Source organism: Aphanizomenon flos-aquae FACHB-1287 (assembly GCF_014698755.1).
GTDB lineage: Bacteria > Cyanobacteriota > Cyanobacteriia > Cyanobacteriales > Nostocaceae > Dolichospermum > Dolichospermum flosaquae.
Genome location: NZ_JACJTO010000024.1, coordinates 11,854 through 26,726 on the forward strand (window position 1 = coordinate 11,854; position 14,873 = coordinate 26,726).

Consider the following 14,873-nt stretch of genomic DNA (forward strand, 5'->3'; position numbering starts at 1 on the left):
CCCTGCGCCTCTGCGTCTCTGGGTGAAAAAATATCTAAGCTTTGGCTATTGGTCTCGGTAAAATTGTTCCTTTTGCACCAATCATGCGATTGTAAATTTGTCCTTGGTGGTTATAGGTAATCACATTAGTAATTACTGATGATTCTGTTTTCGATTGCACTTCACAAGTAACATAAAATGTTTCCCCAAAGGGAACTTTTGCAAATTGTTCAAAGTTCTTTATTTCTGATGGTAAACAGCCAACTTGATGAAAGTATTGTGTCCAAATCCAGAGGGAATGAATCTGGACATCTGATATGTAAGGATTGAATGTTTGGAATGTAAATTGTCCCTTTTGTTGTGCTGTTGGTTCTGTTAAGTAACATTCAATCGTGATCTGATTATGACTGATATTTAAAACTGATTTTACACCTTGAAAAGTGATTCCATGAAATAGGCTACAATCATTTACTTGATACAATTCTTGATTAGTTTTTAGAAGTTCTTCATTTTGATTAAAATTCAGACTTCCATAACTGGGAGGTGTGGGAATTTCTCGTTTGAGAATCAGATTGGTACTGAAATGATATCGGATTTTTCCGTCTGATGTCTTACTGCTAATTTTAGCAGCAAATTCTATTTCTTGATTGTGATGTTTCGCAAGTTCTTGAATTTCTAAAACATATTCATTTATTAAACTTTCATCAAAAACTATGCCCTTTAAAACTTTAAAATTCGTAGAACTAAAGGCTGTAAATCCAGGATAGATTTGTTCACAAGCATTAGTCATCCATAATAACCCACAGGTAGCAGGAAGTACGGGACGACCTGCGATTACATGATCCTGCAAAAATGGGTTTTCTGCTAATGTTAATTGGCGTTTAATGCGATAGGTTTTTAACTCATTAGATAAAGTTGTGGGAACATATATTAATGGACTACCAATCACTAATTGAACTGCGTCTTGATTAGCGGTATTTAGTTCATCAATTAATATTTGTGTACCTGTTTCTACAGGAATAACCTCAATTCCTCTTTCCGCAAATGCTTTCTTTAATTCTGGTGATACCATCCCACTTTCCCAAGGTCCCCAGTTAATAGCCATAACATGACAGTTAGGGCAATTATGCTTAATTAAATGGGCAGATTTGTTGAGGATTTCATTGGCTATGGCATAATCAGATTGTCCTACATTCCCATAAAATCCAACTACAGAAGAAAACAAAACCAAGTATTGCAATTGACTTGCTGGTACACACCGCAGGAGATTTTCTAACCCTTTAACTTTGGCTGCATAAACATTTTCAAAATCTTGAATTGATTTTTTTTCAATGCGTTTATCAGCTAAGTTTCCTGCACCATGAATGATGCCAGTTATCACCCCAAAACGTTCAATTACATCTGCCAGTTTTGATTCTAATAATACTGTATCGGTAATATCTACGCTCAGATATTCTGCTTTTCCTCCTGCTTTTTCAATGGCTTTAAGAGTATTTTGAATTTCTCGCTGTGAGGAAATAACCTGATACTTTTTCTGTACCATTATCGGTGTTGGTTTTTCCCCTTGGGCTTGGAAATTTTCTAAGATTCGCTGTTTTAATTCGGCTTCATTTTTGCAGTTTTCCGACCAAACTGGTTCGGGTTCTGCACTCGAACGCCCTAGAATAATAAATTTACATTGATATTCTTGGGCGATTTTAATTACACATTGGGCTGTGATTCCTTTTGCACCACCACTTACTAAAAATACTTGATTTTTGGTAATTTTTCTTTGAGAATTATTAGTTGGTAATGGAGCGAAATCTGCGATTAAGTTAACTCTACCTTTGCGGCTATATCCTACTTCTTGAATTAACAAGTTTGGATCATAAATTTCAGCGAGGATATGTTTTACTGATGTTTCTGGGTCTAAGTCTGGATTTAAGTCAAGAGAACGACAAAATACATTTTCCCATTCTTGATTAATAGTCTTAATAAGTCCAAATAATCCTCCAGCAATTGCACTAAAGTTATGGGTTTCTGCTAATCCAAATTCACCATCTAAATGTGCAACGTTAATAAAACAACTGCGTCCGAATTTTGAGGCTTTGTTCAGTGGTTCTTTTAGATATTTAGCGATTAAGAAGACATGAAGAAGAATAGATTTATCTACATTTAATGGTGTTGCTGGCTGGAGGTGAATAAATGCAGCTACAGTACCATAATTATCTGCAATTTGTTTTAAATGCTGTTCTAAAGTTTCTTCATTCCAATCAGTCAAAACTACTTTATTGATATCTTCATTCACGGTCGAATCGATACCTGGAAAACTTAAAACTACAGTTTTCCAACCCTTAGCTATTAAATTTGTTGCTAATTTATTAGTAATATCAGAACCGTCATCAGTTATTAATGCAATGTGGTTTTCAGAAGGTGAAAATTCTAAACTGTCAGGTGTGGGAAGTTGCTGTAATTTTGCAATACTGCGGCGAATATTTGGCTGGAATTTGGTTGTTGATATCTCTAATATTTCTTCAGTCAATAACTTAGTCACTCCCTGGGCTTGCTGCTGCATATAATTTGCAATTTCCCCCAAAGTTCTTAATTGTCCTAATTCTTCAGGGTTGGGTTTAGGTAAGTCGGGATATATTTCTAATAAACCCCCTAAAATTTCTACTCTTTTGATAGAATCAATTCCTAAATCTGCTTCCATATCCATTGACAGTTCTAGCATTTCTACGGGATAACCTGTTTTTTCACTCACAATTGTCAAAAGAATATGACTTAGATTTTCGGGAATTTCTATTACTGGTTTCTGTTCCTCAATTTCAGGTGGAGATATAATTAATTCTGGTTTGGGAACTTCTATTAATACCTCTGTGGTAGCAATTGCTGTTGATATTTCTACCTGTTGATTTAAGATATCTGGAACTAAAGTTTGCATATATTCTGCAATTTGTTCCAAGGTTCTTAATTGTCCTAATTCTTCGGGGCTGGGTTTAGGTAAATCAGGATATATTTCTAATAAACCTCCTAAAATTTCTACTCGTTTAATAGAATCAATTCCTAAATCTGCTTCCATATCCATTGACAGTTCTAACATTTCTACAGGGTAGCCTGTTTTCTCACTGACAACGTTTAGCAGAGTTTTACTAAGGGTAGTTTTATCTATGTTAATTGGAATTTTGGGAATTATGGTAATGGTCTTTTGATCATTTTCTAATTCCTCTGGAACTTGGGGAGAGAAAATAGGTTCTTTAACTAAAAGATTAGCAGATTCAGGCTGATTTACGTAACTAATACCTCTATTTTCTGAAGTCAGTAAATGAAAATGTTGCTGGAGAAGTTGAAAATAATCATGGCTATATTCATGTTGATATTTAAGATACTGTTCATGAATGCGAAGAGTATCGCCTTGATGATCATGAAACCGCATCATATTACGTTCAGAACTAGAAATTACTAATTGCTGATTTTGAGATTGATCTTCTGTAAGTTCACTATTTCCTAATAATGAATACTGTTGCTGCATTAATTGAGAAAATGTCTTTGTGTATTCTGTTTGATTGTGCAAAGATTGTTCATGAACATTAATAATATCCCGGTGTTGCTGACTAAATTCTGTGATGAAATTTTCTAAGCTGTGAATAACTTTTTCATAATTCTGCGGCTGAATTTTGATTTCTTCTAATTTACTATTAAGTGAATTAGTCGGTGTGTTGTCACCCTGTAATTCTTGTTTTCCATTAAATGAAGTTTGCGGTTTGTCGTTACCCTGTAATTCTTTATTCCCATTAAATGAAGTTGGCGGTTTGTTGTTAACTGTTGGTTGGGGAGATATCACCTCCACATGATGACCATTTTCTAAAGCTTTTGCAAAGGCTTTTTGAGTTTTTTCGGTAATATTGGTACTATTTAACCGGACATTCAAAACTTTTTGTTGGGGAATTTCGGGAATTTTAGTGGCGACTTGATAGGGGTCTAAATTTTCCAAAGATAACCCAGCTACTTGTAATTGAATTATAGCTTCTCGAAGTGTGCAATCACTATTTTTAGTGTGATTTGCATTTAGGGCTATAGCTATGTGGGGTTTATCAGCTAAAATCTCTTTTACCAAATTGGTAAGGATATTTTTAGGACCAAATTCCACAAAACAATAACCACCAGCAGCATAGATATTTTCAATCTCCTGCTGAAATAATACCTGATTTAATAATTGTTCTTTGAGAATCTTCTGGATATCGTGAGGTTCTTGAGGATAACATCCACCTGTCACATTAGTATAAACAGGAATTTTTGCTTCATTGAAATTTACTTTTTCAACAGCTTGAGCAAAAGGTTTTTGAGCATGAGATACTAAGGGTGTATGAAATGCTGCGGAAACTCCTAATAAAAAAGTAGAAAATCCTTGATTTTTGAGAATATCTTGAACTTGACTAATTTCCTTTTTCTTCCCAGCTAATACTATTTGATGCTGAGAATTTCTATTAGCAACTGCTACCAAAGGAAAGTTTTTAATTACTTCTGTTATTTGGTGAATATTCCCTTTAACGGCTAACATTCCCCCTGCATCAAAATCTGAATTTGCAGGTGTAGCCATGGCTTGTCCTCTAGCTTTTACTAAGAACAAATAATCCTCTTCACTTAATACACCCGCAGCCCACAAAGCCGTTAATTCACCAAAACTATGACCAGCGACAAAATCGGGTTTAAAACCAGCTTGTTGCAATATTTTATATAAGCCCGCACTAAATACACCAATTGCCGGTTGTGCATATTCAGTTTTCTGCAATGTTGCTAACTGAATTTGCTTTTGTGCTTGATCAAAAATCGGCTGGGGGAATACTACGGTTGATAAGGGTTGTAACCCGTCTTCACACAATAGGCTATCCATGTGCGTATATGTTTGGCGCAAACAGGGAAAATTTATTACTAACTCTCGTCCCATTTCTAAGTATTGTGAACCTTGTCCAGAAAACAAAGCCACAACTTTACCCCTTGCGTCTATCCCTGCTTGACGGTAGTAAATCCCTTGAGGATGTTCCCATGATTCGGCTTCAGGCTTCTGTTTCAGCCCTTTAATCACAATTTCCAGCAATTCCCCAGCTTGGGCTAAATCATTCGCTACAAAGCCAACTCTGGCATAATTAACGGGAATTTTGCCAATTTGAGACTCAGTAACTAATTGTTGATAGTGTTGTTCTTTACCATCAATCTGTAATTGTTGCTGGATTTGTTGACAACGAGATAACAACTCTGAAGCCGTAGGAGCAAATAGCAGCAACGATTGTGGAGTATGGTGTAAACGGTACGGGTGATGATGTTCATGTTCATATTCTTCCAAAACAACGTGATAATTTGTACCACCAAAGCCAAAGGCACTGACTCCCGCCCTTCTCGGTTGAGTGGGATGACTTATCCAGGGTCTAGTCTCCGTATTTAAGTAAAATGGTGAGTTCTCAATATTCAGTTTAGGATGGGGTTTACTGACATTGATTGTCGGCGGTAAGACTTTGTGATGTAACGCTAAAGCCGCTTTAATTAGACTAGCAGCACCAGCAGCCGCTTTAGTGTGTCCAATTTGGGATTTAACAGTTCCCAAGGCAATATGCTGTTTTTTTGGGTTATTTTCGCCAAAAACGGTGGTAATAGACGTAAATTCTGTAGGATCTCCTACCATCGTTCCTGTACCATGGGCTTCAATCAAACCTATACTGGCAGGTGATATTCCTGCTTCATTATATGCACGATGTAAAGCATTTATTTGTCCTTCGGGACGAGGTGCATAGATACTTTTATACTTACCGTCGCTAGAACTGCCAACACCTTTGATGACTGCATAAATGCGATCGCCATCTCGTTGAGCGTCTTCTAGTCGCTTGAGTACCAGCATTCCCACGCCTTCACCTAACATCATCCCGTCAGCATCAGCATCAAAGGGTTTCACCTTATCCCCTGGAGAAACCGCCGGGGTTTTACTGAAGCACATATAGGCGAAAATTGAGTTATCCGTATCCACACCACCAGTTATCATCATGTCGGCGCGATGTTCCACTAACTCGCTAATAGCCATTCTCAGTGCGCCTAAAGAACTTGCACAAGCTGCATCTACTACGCAATTCATCCCGCCTAAATCTAGGCGATTAGCGATACGTCCAGAAATCACATTAGCTAACATTCCGGGGAAGGCGTTTTCTTCCCATTGCACATATCCACTTTTGATTTTTTCAATAATTTTTTGGCTATCTTCATCTGATAAACCACTATTTTTCAAAACTTTTTTCCAAAGAGGATCTTGCAATCTTGCACCCAAAGGAACAGCCAATTGTCTACCAATTGCTACTCCTAATACTACCCCTGTTCGTTCGTGATTAAATTGGCGAGATACACCATAACCAGCATCTTCTATCGCCTCTTTTGCTACTACTAAACCCAGTAATTGAGAAATATCTGTCACCTCCAAAATATTAGGAGGTAAGCCAAATTTCATGGGATTAAAATCAATATCTGGTAAAAAACCTCCTCGTTTACAATAGGTTTTATCTGGTGCTTTAGGATCGGGATCATAATAATCATCTATATGCCAACGGGAAGCAGGAACATCAGTAATACAATCCACTTTCTGAATAATATTTTCCCAGTATTCCTGTAAATTCTTCGCCTGAGGAAAGATAGAAGCCATACCAATAATTGCTACATTAGTTGTTCGCAGTTTGGCATTAATTTCATTTTTCATCTTTGTGGTATCGGGCATATTTTTTTTCACCGTTATCATCTTGAGTACGGACTTTTCGCAGTTACTAATTTCAGATTGTAACCGTGCAAAATCAACTTCAAATTTAGAAGCAGCCATGATCATATTTCACTTTTTTGATCGGGCAATATGCAAGTTGAAATGAGCTTTTTTAATTCAGTTAATTTCCGAAAATATGACTTTCACTTAGGTATAACCTAAGTAAATTTTTAATTTTCATCCTTAATGGTATTGAAATCTTTTTTTGGCATGAATTATTAATGAATACTGTGGCGGTCAAATATGAAATAGTCTGATTAATCCTGTAGCCTATAAATTAATTTCCGCCTATATTAATCCTAGTCTAATGACAACCCCATGGCAACTCATAAGCAACTCACATCCAATTTTATAAAAATCTTGCAAATGTAAAATTGATGGAGTTATCAAATAAATATCTTACCTTGTCCAATACACTAATTATTATCTAAGTTTTAGCCATTTTGACAAAAGTTGTATAGAGATTGCATATTCTTAATTTCCACTTATTGAAAACTTTATTTTACAATAGCTAAGAATAGAAAATCCTCTGAATACAAATAAATCTTAAATATATAATGATTGTTCATTAGTTTCTAATTCTAAATATTTAATTTTTGCATCTATCTCCAGAAATATTTTTTTGCTTTTGTAAAATTAGTCACTATTAAATATATCTAAGGAATTAAAAATATATTTTTTATCAATTTATCTCCTAAGTTTGAGATAATACAAAATTAGTAATCCTTGATCTATTTAAGGAATTGAGAATTTGATGCTTACAATTTTTGCGAATCCAAGATAGTACCATAAATAAGGTTTTATGAAACAATTCGTTGCATATAGGTTGAAATTCCTAAAAAATAAGTTTAATCTAAATTATTAAATCAGGGGAAATTTAGACTGAAAATTTAAAACAGTCATTGAGCGTAAAATTAGTCAATTAAACGTTATTGCATTATCTGGCTTCTGCAATATTGGAATTACAAAAACTACAAGGAATTGCTGGCATGAGACTATCTGAATTAGATCCACTCATCCCGCTGAATGAGTTACGAGAAGACCTCCTTAAATTACCAAAAGGTTATTCATTTTATGAAGATGAATTAGTAGATTTTCTATCACGGAGAAGATGGCCTGAAAGCAATCGCCGCATTGATAGAACAACATTCTGGCGGTGGCGTAATGATAACGCTATTGAACATCAAAAAATATTTAGTCGCTTAGACCTTCTCAAACTTTGCCAAATTTGTGATCATTACCGAGTAGACGGAACCCGCAGCGAATACTTGGCAATTATGCGGAAGAAGAAAGAGAAAGAGGTTGTACTAAATAAATAATTTTTTGATATTGGTAATCGGTAATAGTCATTAACTAATTGCCAATTACCTATCAAAATTTTAGTATTTGAGCATTTTATGTAATTTCCTGTTAATTAACCTCAGTAAATAATTTTTGTCATCAGAAATTTAAGTGTAGGTTTGAATAATCAAGTTTTCAAAACTAACAAAATTTTTGATAAATAGTATTTTTTTGGATATTGGATATTTATTATATCAGAGATAAGGTTATCAAGAGATGCTATCAAGTGTTATGGCTTTTCTGTCTCGTATTTAGAGTCAGTTATATTGTCATATTTCCTAATTTAAAAGACAAAATTATGGTACACAAAGAAAAGCACTCATTAATAAAACCTATAAGTTTATTGCCGATAATGTTAGCAAGTGCTGGGGTTATAGCCACTAGTATACTATCTATTGATAGCCTTTTACATTTTTGGAAACCTTCTAAATCAGCCTCTCAAATATCTCCTATTCTCCCCAGTTTAGCACCTACAATTAATGCTGTTGCGGCTTTAGGACGTTTAGAACCTCAAGGAGAGGTGATTCGTCTTTCTGCACCTAATTCACAAACAGGAATCAGAGTTAATCAACTTTTGGTGAAAAAAGGAGACAAAATTCGTCAAGGACAAATAGTAGCAGTTCTTGATAGTTATATCCCTAATCTTGCAGTTTTAGAAAAAGCAAAACGACAAGTAGAAGTGAGTCAAGCGAACCTTGAGCAAGTAAAAGCAGGTGCGAAAGAAGGTGATATTTCGGCTCAAAAAGCCACAATTTCTCGTTTAGAAGCTGAATTACGAGGGTCAATTTCTACTCAAAAAGCTACAATTTCTCGTTTAGAAGCTGAACTAAAAAATTCAGAAACCGAAAATACACGATATCAGAAATTATATCAAGATGGTGCTATTTCTGCTTCTGATACAGATACTAAAAAATTACGCAGGGATACTGTTCAAGAACAACTTAATGAAGCTAATGCTAATCTAAAACGAACTGTAGAAACTTTAGAAAAACAGTTAAGTGAGTCTCAAGCTAGACTTACTAGTATTGCAGAAATTCGTCCTACAGATTTGCAACTAGCACAAGCAAATGTCAAAAGTGCCATAGCATCTGTTCAACAAGCTCAAGCAGAACTAAATTTAAGTTCTATCCTTGCACCTATTAATGGTCAAGTGCTAAAAATTAATACTTGGCCAGGAGAAATAATTGGCAATAAGGGCATATTAGAATTAGGACAAACTCAACAAATGTATGTAGTTGCAGAAGTCTATGAAACTGATATTAAAAAAGTTCGTTTAGGTCAATCAGTAACTATCACTGGTGAAGCTTTTACAGGAACATTAAAAGGGACAGTTACAGATATTGGTTTACAAGTTGGTAGACAAAACATCTTCAATACTAATCCTGGTTCAGACACAGATAACAAAATAGTTAATGTAAAAATTCGCATTGATAACCCCGCAGATAATCAACGAGTTTCAAGCTTAACAAATTTACAGGTACAGGTACTTATTAAGATATAAAACTGAACTATAATTTCGATGATTAATAAGATGTATTTAAAAAATTTAGTGCTTATATAACCACAAGGAAAAAACATGATTTTAAATATACCTTTGCCTTGGCTACAATTGGTAAAACAAAAAGTACGCTTTTTTGTAGCATTAGCTGGTATTGCTTTTATTTCTGTTTTAATGTTTATGCAAATTGGGTTTCAAGATGCTCTTTATGCTAGTGCTACTCAAGTCCATAAACACCTGCGAGGTGATTTGTTTTTAATTAGCTCCCAATACAAATCTTTAACTTCTACTCAAAGCTTTCCTCGCAGTCGTTTACATCAAATATTAGGTTTTAACGGCACAGAATCTGTTGAACCTTTATATGTCCAATTTGCTAAACTCAAAAATCCCATTAATGGCCGCAAATATCCTATTTACATTCTAGGATTTGATCCGGTAAAATCTATCTTTAAATTACCAGAAGTAGATCAAAATTTTCAATTACTAAAAATTCCTGATCAAGTATTTTTTGACCGCGCAGCCCGGCCAGAATTTGGACCAATTGCTGAATATTTTCAAAAAAATCAACCTATAGGTATGGAAATATTTAGTTATTTGGGAACTATTGGTTATAAGGTTAAAGTTAGTGGTTTATTTACTCTTGGACCTTCCTTTGGTGTGGATGGTAATTTAATAGTTAGTTCTTCTACTTTTTTTAATATCTTTCCAGAACATAGATCAAATCAAATAGATATAGGCTTAATTCATCTAAAACCTAATGTTAACCCCCAAGCAATTCTCACAACTTTATCTAATAGTTTACCAAAGGATGTCACGGTAATGACACGCCAAGAATTTATTGACTTTGAAAAAAGCTATTGGACATTAAGAACACCAATTGGATTTGTATTTAATTTAATGGTAATGATGGGTTTTGTTGTCGGTGTAATTGTCGTTTATCAAATCCTTTATAGTAATATATCAACTCATATTGTCCAATTTGCTACACTCAAAGCTATGGGATTTAGGAATAAATATCTTTTAAATGTCGTATTTCAACAAGCTGTAATTTTAGCTATTTTGGGTTACATTCCCGGTTTTGCTATCTCTTTAGGACTATATGATATTGCTAAAAATGCAACTAAATTACCAATTGTTATGGATCTAAATAAGGGATTATTAGTATTTATTTCTGTGATTGTTATGTGCTTAACTTCTGGTTTCTTTTCTACCAATAAACTACGTAAGGTAGATCCAGCGGAAATATTTAATTAACTCATGATCCAATATTTACCTTCTCCTAATATTTTAGAAATCACAAATCTTAATCATTACTTTGGTCATAGTAAATTACTTACTCAGACTTTATTTGAGATTAATTTGACTATCAAACCTGGAGAAATTGTGATTATGACTGGACCATCTGGTTCAGGAAAAACTACTTTATTAACATTAATTGGAGGTTTACGTTCTGTACAAGAGGGAAGTTTACAATTTAATGGACAGGAATTATTCGGCGCTAGTCGGGAAGAATTAGTACAGGTTCGTCGTCAAATTGGCTATATTTTTCAAGCGCATAATTTATTAGATTTCCTCACAGCTATGCAAAATGTTCAAATGTCTTTGGAATTACAAAATGATATTTCTTCATGGGAATCTTATATCCAATCAGAAACAATGCTCAATGCTGTAAAATTAGGAGATAGAATTAATTATTATCCTTCTGATCTTTCTGGAGGACAAAAACAACGGGTAGCTATTGCTCGCGCTCTAGTGAGTCATCCTAAGTTAGTATTAGCTGATGAACCTACGGCTGCTTTAGATAGTAAATCAGGACGAGATGTGGTTAATTTAATGCAGCAATTAGCAAAAGAACAAAATTGTACTATTTTAATTGTCACCCACGATAACCGGATTTTAGATATTGCTGACAGAATCATTACTATGGAAGATGGTCGTTTAATGCAGCAACTCACATAGAGATATCTGACTGATCAAAAAAGTCAGATACCTTCCTATGTCTAGTTATTTAATAAGTTAATAAACTAGCTGAATTAGCATCTAAAAATAAAGTAGCTTGGGGTTGTTGACGTAAAATAGAAGCTGGACAATTAGTAGTAATATCTCCCGTCAACATAGTTTTAACTACCTCAGCTTTTCTGTTTGTTGGTGCTAAACAAATTATTTTTTTAGCACTGCAAATCATGGGAATAGTTACAGTAAATGCGTATTGGGGAACATCTAGTAAATTAGCAAAATATCCTGTATTTACTTGTTGTTGACGGTTGACATTATCCAATTTAACAAGTTTAATTTTAGAGATGTCCTGAAAATTTGCCACTGCTGGATCATTAAATGCCAAATGTCCATTTTCTCCAATACCTAAACAACATAAGTCTATCGGTTGATTTTCTAAAAGTTGAGCATAGCGATCGCACTCAGCTATTGGTTGTAATGTATCCCCTGTTATATAATAAAATCTGTGAGGACATACCTTTTCTTCTACCCGTTCCCGTAAATAACGACGAAAACTCCCAGGATGATCTGATGCAATTCCCAAATATTCATCTAAATGAAATAAAATTATCCGTGACCAATCTATTTCCCCTAACTCAATTAAAGCATCTAAAAATCGAATTTGGGAATTACCTGTAGCTAATAAAATTGCCACTTTATCCTGTTTATTGAGCAGATTTTGTAAATACTGATGTGTGATTTTAGCCACACTTTCCGACATTTCCGCTTCTGAATTGTAAATCTCCACCAACAAACGATCAACATTAACAGACCTTCTAGATTTTATCATTTGTTACTCCCAATTACCCATATCAATCACCAATTACCAATTATAAAAAAAGACAGGCAAAAAGCCTGTCAAATAACTGATAATTTAGCAAAGAATTTGCTTTAGAAATTCATTTCCGCAGCTTGGACTTTTTCTACTTGTTTCTTCTTGAGAACTAGCATTACTTGTGCCAACATTACTAAACAGATAAAAGCAACTAACCATGCAACTCGAGAAGAGTCTTGTAAAACGATTTCTGCGTCTTTTTGACCAAAACCGCCAACATTGGGGTTATTAGTCAAAGCATCACCAATTACTACTGCTTGTCCTTCAGTTACAACTAATTCAGGTCCCACAGGAACTGTATCAGTAACAACATCACCAGTTGCAGTTGTGATGCTAATCAGATTCTTCACATTACCGTCTTCATCTTCTGATTGAGCAATTTTGCTAATTGTACCGGCAACAGAAGCGTTGAATAGGTTATTATTGCTTTTTTCACCTGTGGGGTAAACTTGTCCACGTCCGCGATTACCGCCTACATGAACAGAGTATTTGCCAAAGTGGATATTTTTGTCTGTAGCGGGGTTAGGAGAAAGAACCGGGAAGACAATTTCTTGATATTCCTCACCGGGTAATGGACCAACAATAAAAACATTATCTGTTTCATCATTGTAAGGAGTGAATGTCATATCACCCACTTCTTTCTTCATTTCTTCAGAAATACGGTCTTCTGGGGCAATCTTGAAGCCTTCGGGCAACATTAATACAGCACCAACATTTAAGCCCACCTTAGAACCATCAGCGCCCACTTGTTCCACACTAGGATCATAAGGAATTTTGACAACGGCTTTAAATACAGTATCAGGTAGCACAGATTGAGGAACTTCCAATTCTGTGGGTTTAGCCGCTAGGTGACAGTTAGCGCAAACAATTCGGCCTGTAGCCTCGCGGGGGGTTGCAGGAGCGGTTTCCTGAGCCCAGAATGGATAGGCGGCAGCAGTTTGTGGTACGACTATATCGCTAGTGAAGAAAAAGGTAACAGTAGCGATCGCTATTAGCAATGTTTTGAACGTTGCTTTAGCAGTACGAGTTAACCTCGTAGGTGTAAGGGCATTTCTCATCTCTATAAAGTCATTTGTCAGTGGTTATTGGTCAGTTGTCATTGGTCAGTTGTCAGTAGTCAAGAGTTGATTAAAAGCCCTAGATTGTTGACTTGAGACTAATAACTTTTGCACTATTTAAGCCCACCAAGCGGCATCCCCAGTGCGGAAATCGGTTTCTGTCCAAGGTGTTAACAGAATTTTGTCGTCTGTCACTTTTGCATGAGCCAGAGGTAAGGATTTGGGTGCAGGACCGCGAATTACTTTACCAGTAGCGTCATATTGTGAACCATGACAAGGGCATTTAAACTTATTTTCAGCCACATTCCAAGGAACAACACAACCTAAGTGGGTACAAATAGCATTAATCCCGTAATCAGCGATCGCTTCTTTACTTTCCACTACAATATACGTAGGATCTCCCTTGAGTCCTTGCACCAAAGTGCGATCGCCTACATTATGGCCATCCAGAAATTGACTAACACTAACATCATTACCCAATTCGTTTTTGGCTACTGTACCGCCACCAGCACCAACGGCCGCAGGAGGGATAAAGTAGTTAACAACAGGGTACAATGCACCCAAAGCCACTCCGGTAACAGTCCCAAAAGTGAGCAGGTTCATAAACTGACGACGACCCATATCGGGAACGTCTGCTGATTCAGAAAATTGAGCCATAATCTCCGCGCTGTTTGTGTAATTTATTAATCATTTTGATAAGAGTACCAGCACTTGAGTAACTCTTATCTGAATCGAAACAATAACGCTCACAGCGATGCCATACTTCTTAGTTGCAAGACATAGTGAGCATCTTTTCTGTTAGCATTACATTTCTTTATATCCTTATCATACTGGAGTCACGGAACTTAATATCATAACTAAATGTAAAATCTAGATAAGCCCAGGGAATAGGGAATAGGAGGAAACTTCTTAACAACGGACAATGGACAACTGACAACGGACTAAAATTGCTATGACCGGAAGGGAATTACGTCAACTGTTGATTAATAAATGGGGACAAGCTTATGATCTCCAGTTTCGTCGCACCCAGGGGAAAATATTCCTACAAATCATGTGGAAATATTTTGGACAAGTTTCTTTCCCCTTGAGTGAGACAGATTACCAAGATCATCTCGACAGCATTGCTAATTATTTAAACGCTTTAGGAGGAACACAACAAGTACAAACTTTTATTACCGAAACTAAAGAACGTCCACGTCTTGGCAAAGCAGTTAGCATCCCCCTGGATTTGGGTGAACGAGCATCAGAATGGATTGTTTAAGAATTAGGCAATCGGCAATAGGTAACAGGTAATCAAATTTTACTCCTGACTCCCAACTGCCGATTTAGCGACCTGAAACTCAAGATATAAAAACATTAACGGTAAAAAATCAGATTTCCGTTACTATTTACACT

The 14,873-nt window shown here is 35.6% G+C and carries 9 protein-coding genes; 5 read left to right on the forward strand and 4 right to left on the reverse strand.

Annotation, left to right across the window (positions count from 1 at the left end):
• Positions 1–34: 34 nt before the first annotated feature.
• On the reverse strand, positions 35–6,811 hold the full coding sequence (locus tag H6G44_RS12530) for a type I polyketide synthase (RefSeq protein ID WP_190386906.1): 6,777 nt from the start codon (positions 6,809–6,811) through the stop codon (positions 35–37).
• Between the two features lie 929 nt (positions 6,812–7,740).
• On the opposite strand from H6G44_RS12530, the gene H6G44_RS12535 reads away from it, so the two are divergent.
• The 4 genes from H6G44_RS12535 (at position 7,741) to H6G44_RS12550 (ending at position 11,549) form a co-directional block, all read left to right on the forward strand.
• A complete protein-coding gene (locus tag H6G44_RS12535) occupies positions 7,741–8,070 on the forward strand; it encodes a hypothetical protein (RefSeq protein ID WP_028082946.1) in 330 nt (109 codons plus the stop codon).
• A 320-nt stretch (positions 8,071–8,390) separates the two neighbouring features.
• Positions 8,391–9,593, forward strand: a complete 1,203-nt coding sequence (locus tag H6G44_RS12540; protein WP_190386905.1) for an ABC exporter membrane fusion protein — start codon at positions 8,391–8,393, stop codon at positions 9,591–9,593.
• 75 nt (positions 9,594–9,668) lie between these two features.
• On the forward strand, positions 9,669–10,844 hold the full coding sequence (gene devC, locus H6G44_RS12545) for an ABC transporter permease DevC (RefSeq protein WP_190386904.1): 1,176 nt from the start codon (positions 9,669–9,671) through the stop codon (positions 10,842–10,844).
• Positions 10,845–10,847: 3 nt separating this feature from the next.
• Positions 10,848–11,549: a DevA family ABC transporter ATP-binding protein gene (locus H6G44_RS12550; protein WP_190386903.1), complete on the forward strand. Its 702-nt coding sequence runs from the start codon at positions 10,848–10,850 to the stop codon at positions 11,547–11,549.
• Positions 11,550–11,598: 49 nt separating this feature from the next.
• Here the strand turns inward: H6G44_RS12550 and H6G44_RS12555 are convergent, their stop codons facing one another.
• From H6G44_RS12555 to petC, 3 genes are all read right to left on the reverse strand, one after another.
• Entirely contained in the window at positions 11,599–12,375 is a 777-nt protein-coding gene (locus H6G44_RS12555) for a glucosamine-6-phosphate deaminase (protein ID WP_190386902.1), read from the reverse strand.
• Between the two features lie 101 nt (positions 12,376–12,476).
• A complete protein-coding gene (gene petA / locus H6G44_RS12560) occupies positions 12,477–13,478 on the reverse strand; it encodes a cytochrome f (protein WP_190386901.1) in 1,002 nt (333 codons plus the stop codon).
• Positions 13,479–13,595: 117 nt separating this feature from the next.
• On the reverse strand, positions 13,596–14,135 hold the full coding sequence (gene petC / locus H6G44_RS12565) for a cytochrome b6-f complex iron-sulfur subunit (RefSeq protein WP_190386900.1): 540 nt from the start codon (positions 14,133–14,135) through the stop codon (positions 13,596–13,598).
• Between the two features lie 295 nt (positions 14,136–14,430).
• Between petC and H6G44_RS12570 the strand changes: the two genes are divergently transcribed.
• The gene (locus H6G44_RS12570) at positions 14,431–14,739 is read left to right on the forward strand and encodes a DUF3067 family protein (RefSeq protein WP_190386899.1); all 309 of its coding nucleotides are present in this window, start codon (positions 14,431–14,433) and stop codon (positions 14,737–14,739) included.
• Positions 14,740–14,873 lie beyond the last annotated feature (134 nt).

What these genes read in the sequence shown, in the direction of transcription:
- H6G44_RS12530 (WP_190386906.1), bottom strand. Translation starts at nt 6,811, where the DNA reads ATGGCTGCTTCTAAATTTGAAGTTGATTTTGCACGGTTACAATCTGAA.
- H6G44_RS12535 (WP_028082946.1), top strand. Translation starts at nt 7,741, where the DNA reads ATGAGACTATCTGAATTAGATCCACTCATCCCGCTGAATGAGTTACGA.
- H6G44_RS12540 (WP_190386905.1), top strand. Translation starts at nt 8,391, where the DNA reads ATGGTACACAAAGAAAAGCACTCATTAATAAAACCTATAAGTTTATTG.
- devC (WP_190386904.1), top strand. Translation starts at nt 9,669, where the DNA reads ATGATTTTAAATATACCTTTGCCTTGGCTACAATTGGTAAAACAAAAA.
- H6G44_RS12550 (WP_190386903.1), top strand. Translation starts at nt 10,848, where the DNA reads ATGATCCAATATTTACCTTCTCCTAATATTTTAGAAATCACAAATCTT.
- H6G44_RS12555 (WP_190386902.1), bottom strand. Translation starts at nt 12,375, where the DNA reads ATGATAAAATCTAGAAGGTCTGTTAATGTTGATCGTTTGTTGGTGGAG.
- petA (WP_190386901.1), bottom strand. Translation starts at nt 13,478, where the DNA reads ATGAGAAATGCCCTTACACCTACGAGGTTAACTCGTACTGCTAAAGCA.
- petC (WP_190386900.1), bottom strand. Translation starts at nt 14,135, where the DNA reads ATGGCTCAATTTTCTGAATCAGCAGACGTTCCCGATATGGGTCGTCGT.
- H6G44_RS12570 (WP_190386899.1), top strand. Translation starts at nt 14,431, where the DNA reads ATGACCGGAAGGGAATTACGTCAACTGTTGATTAATAAATGGGGACAA.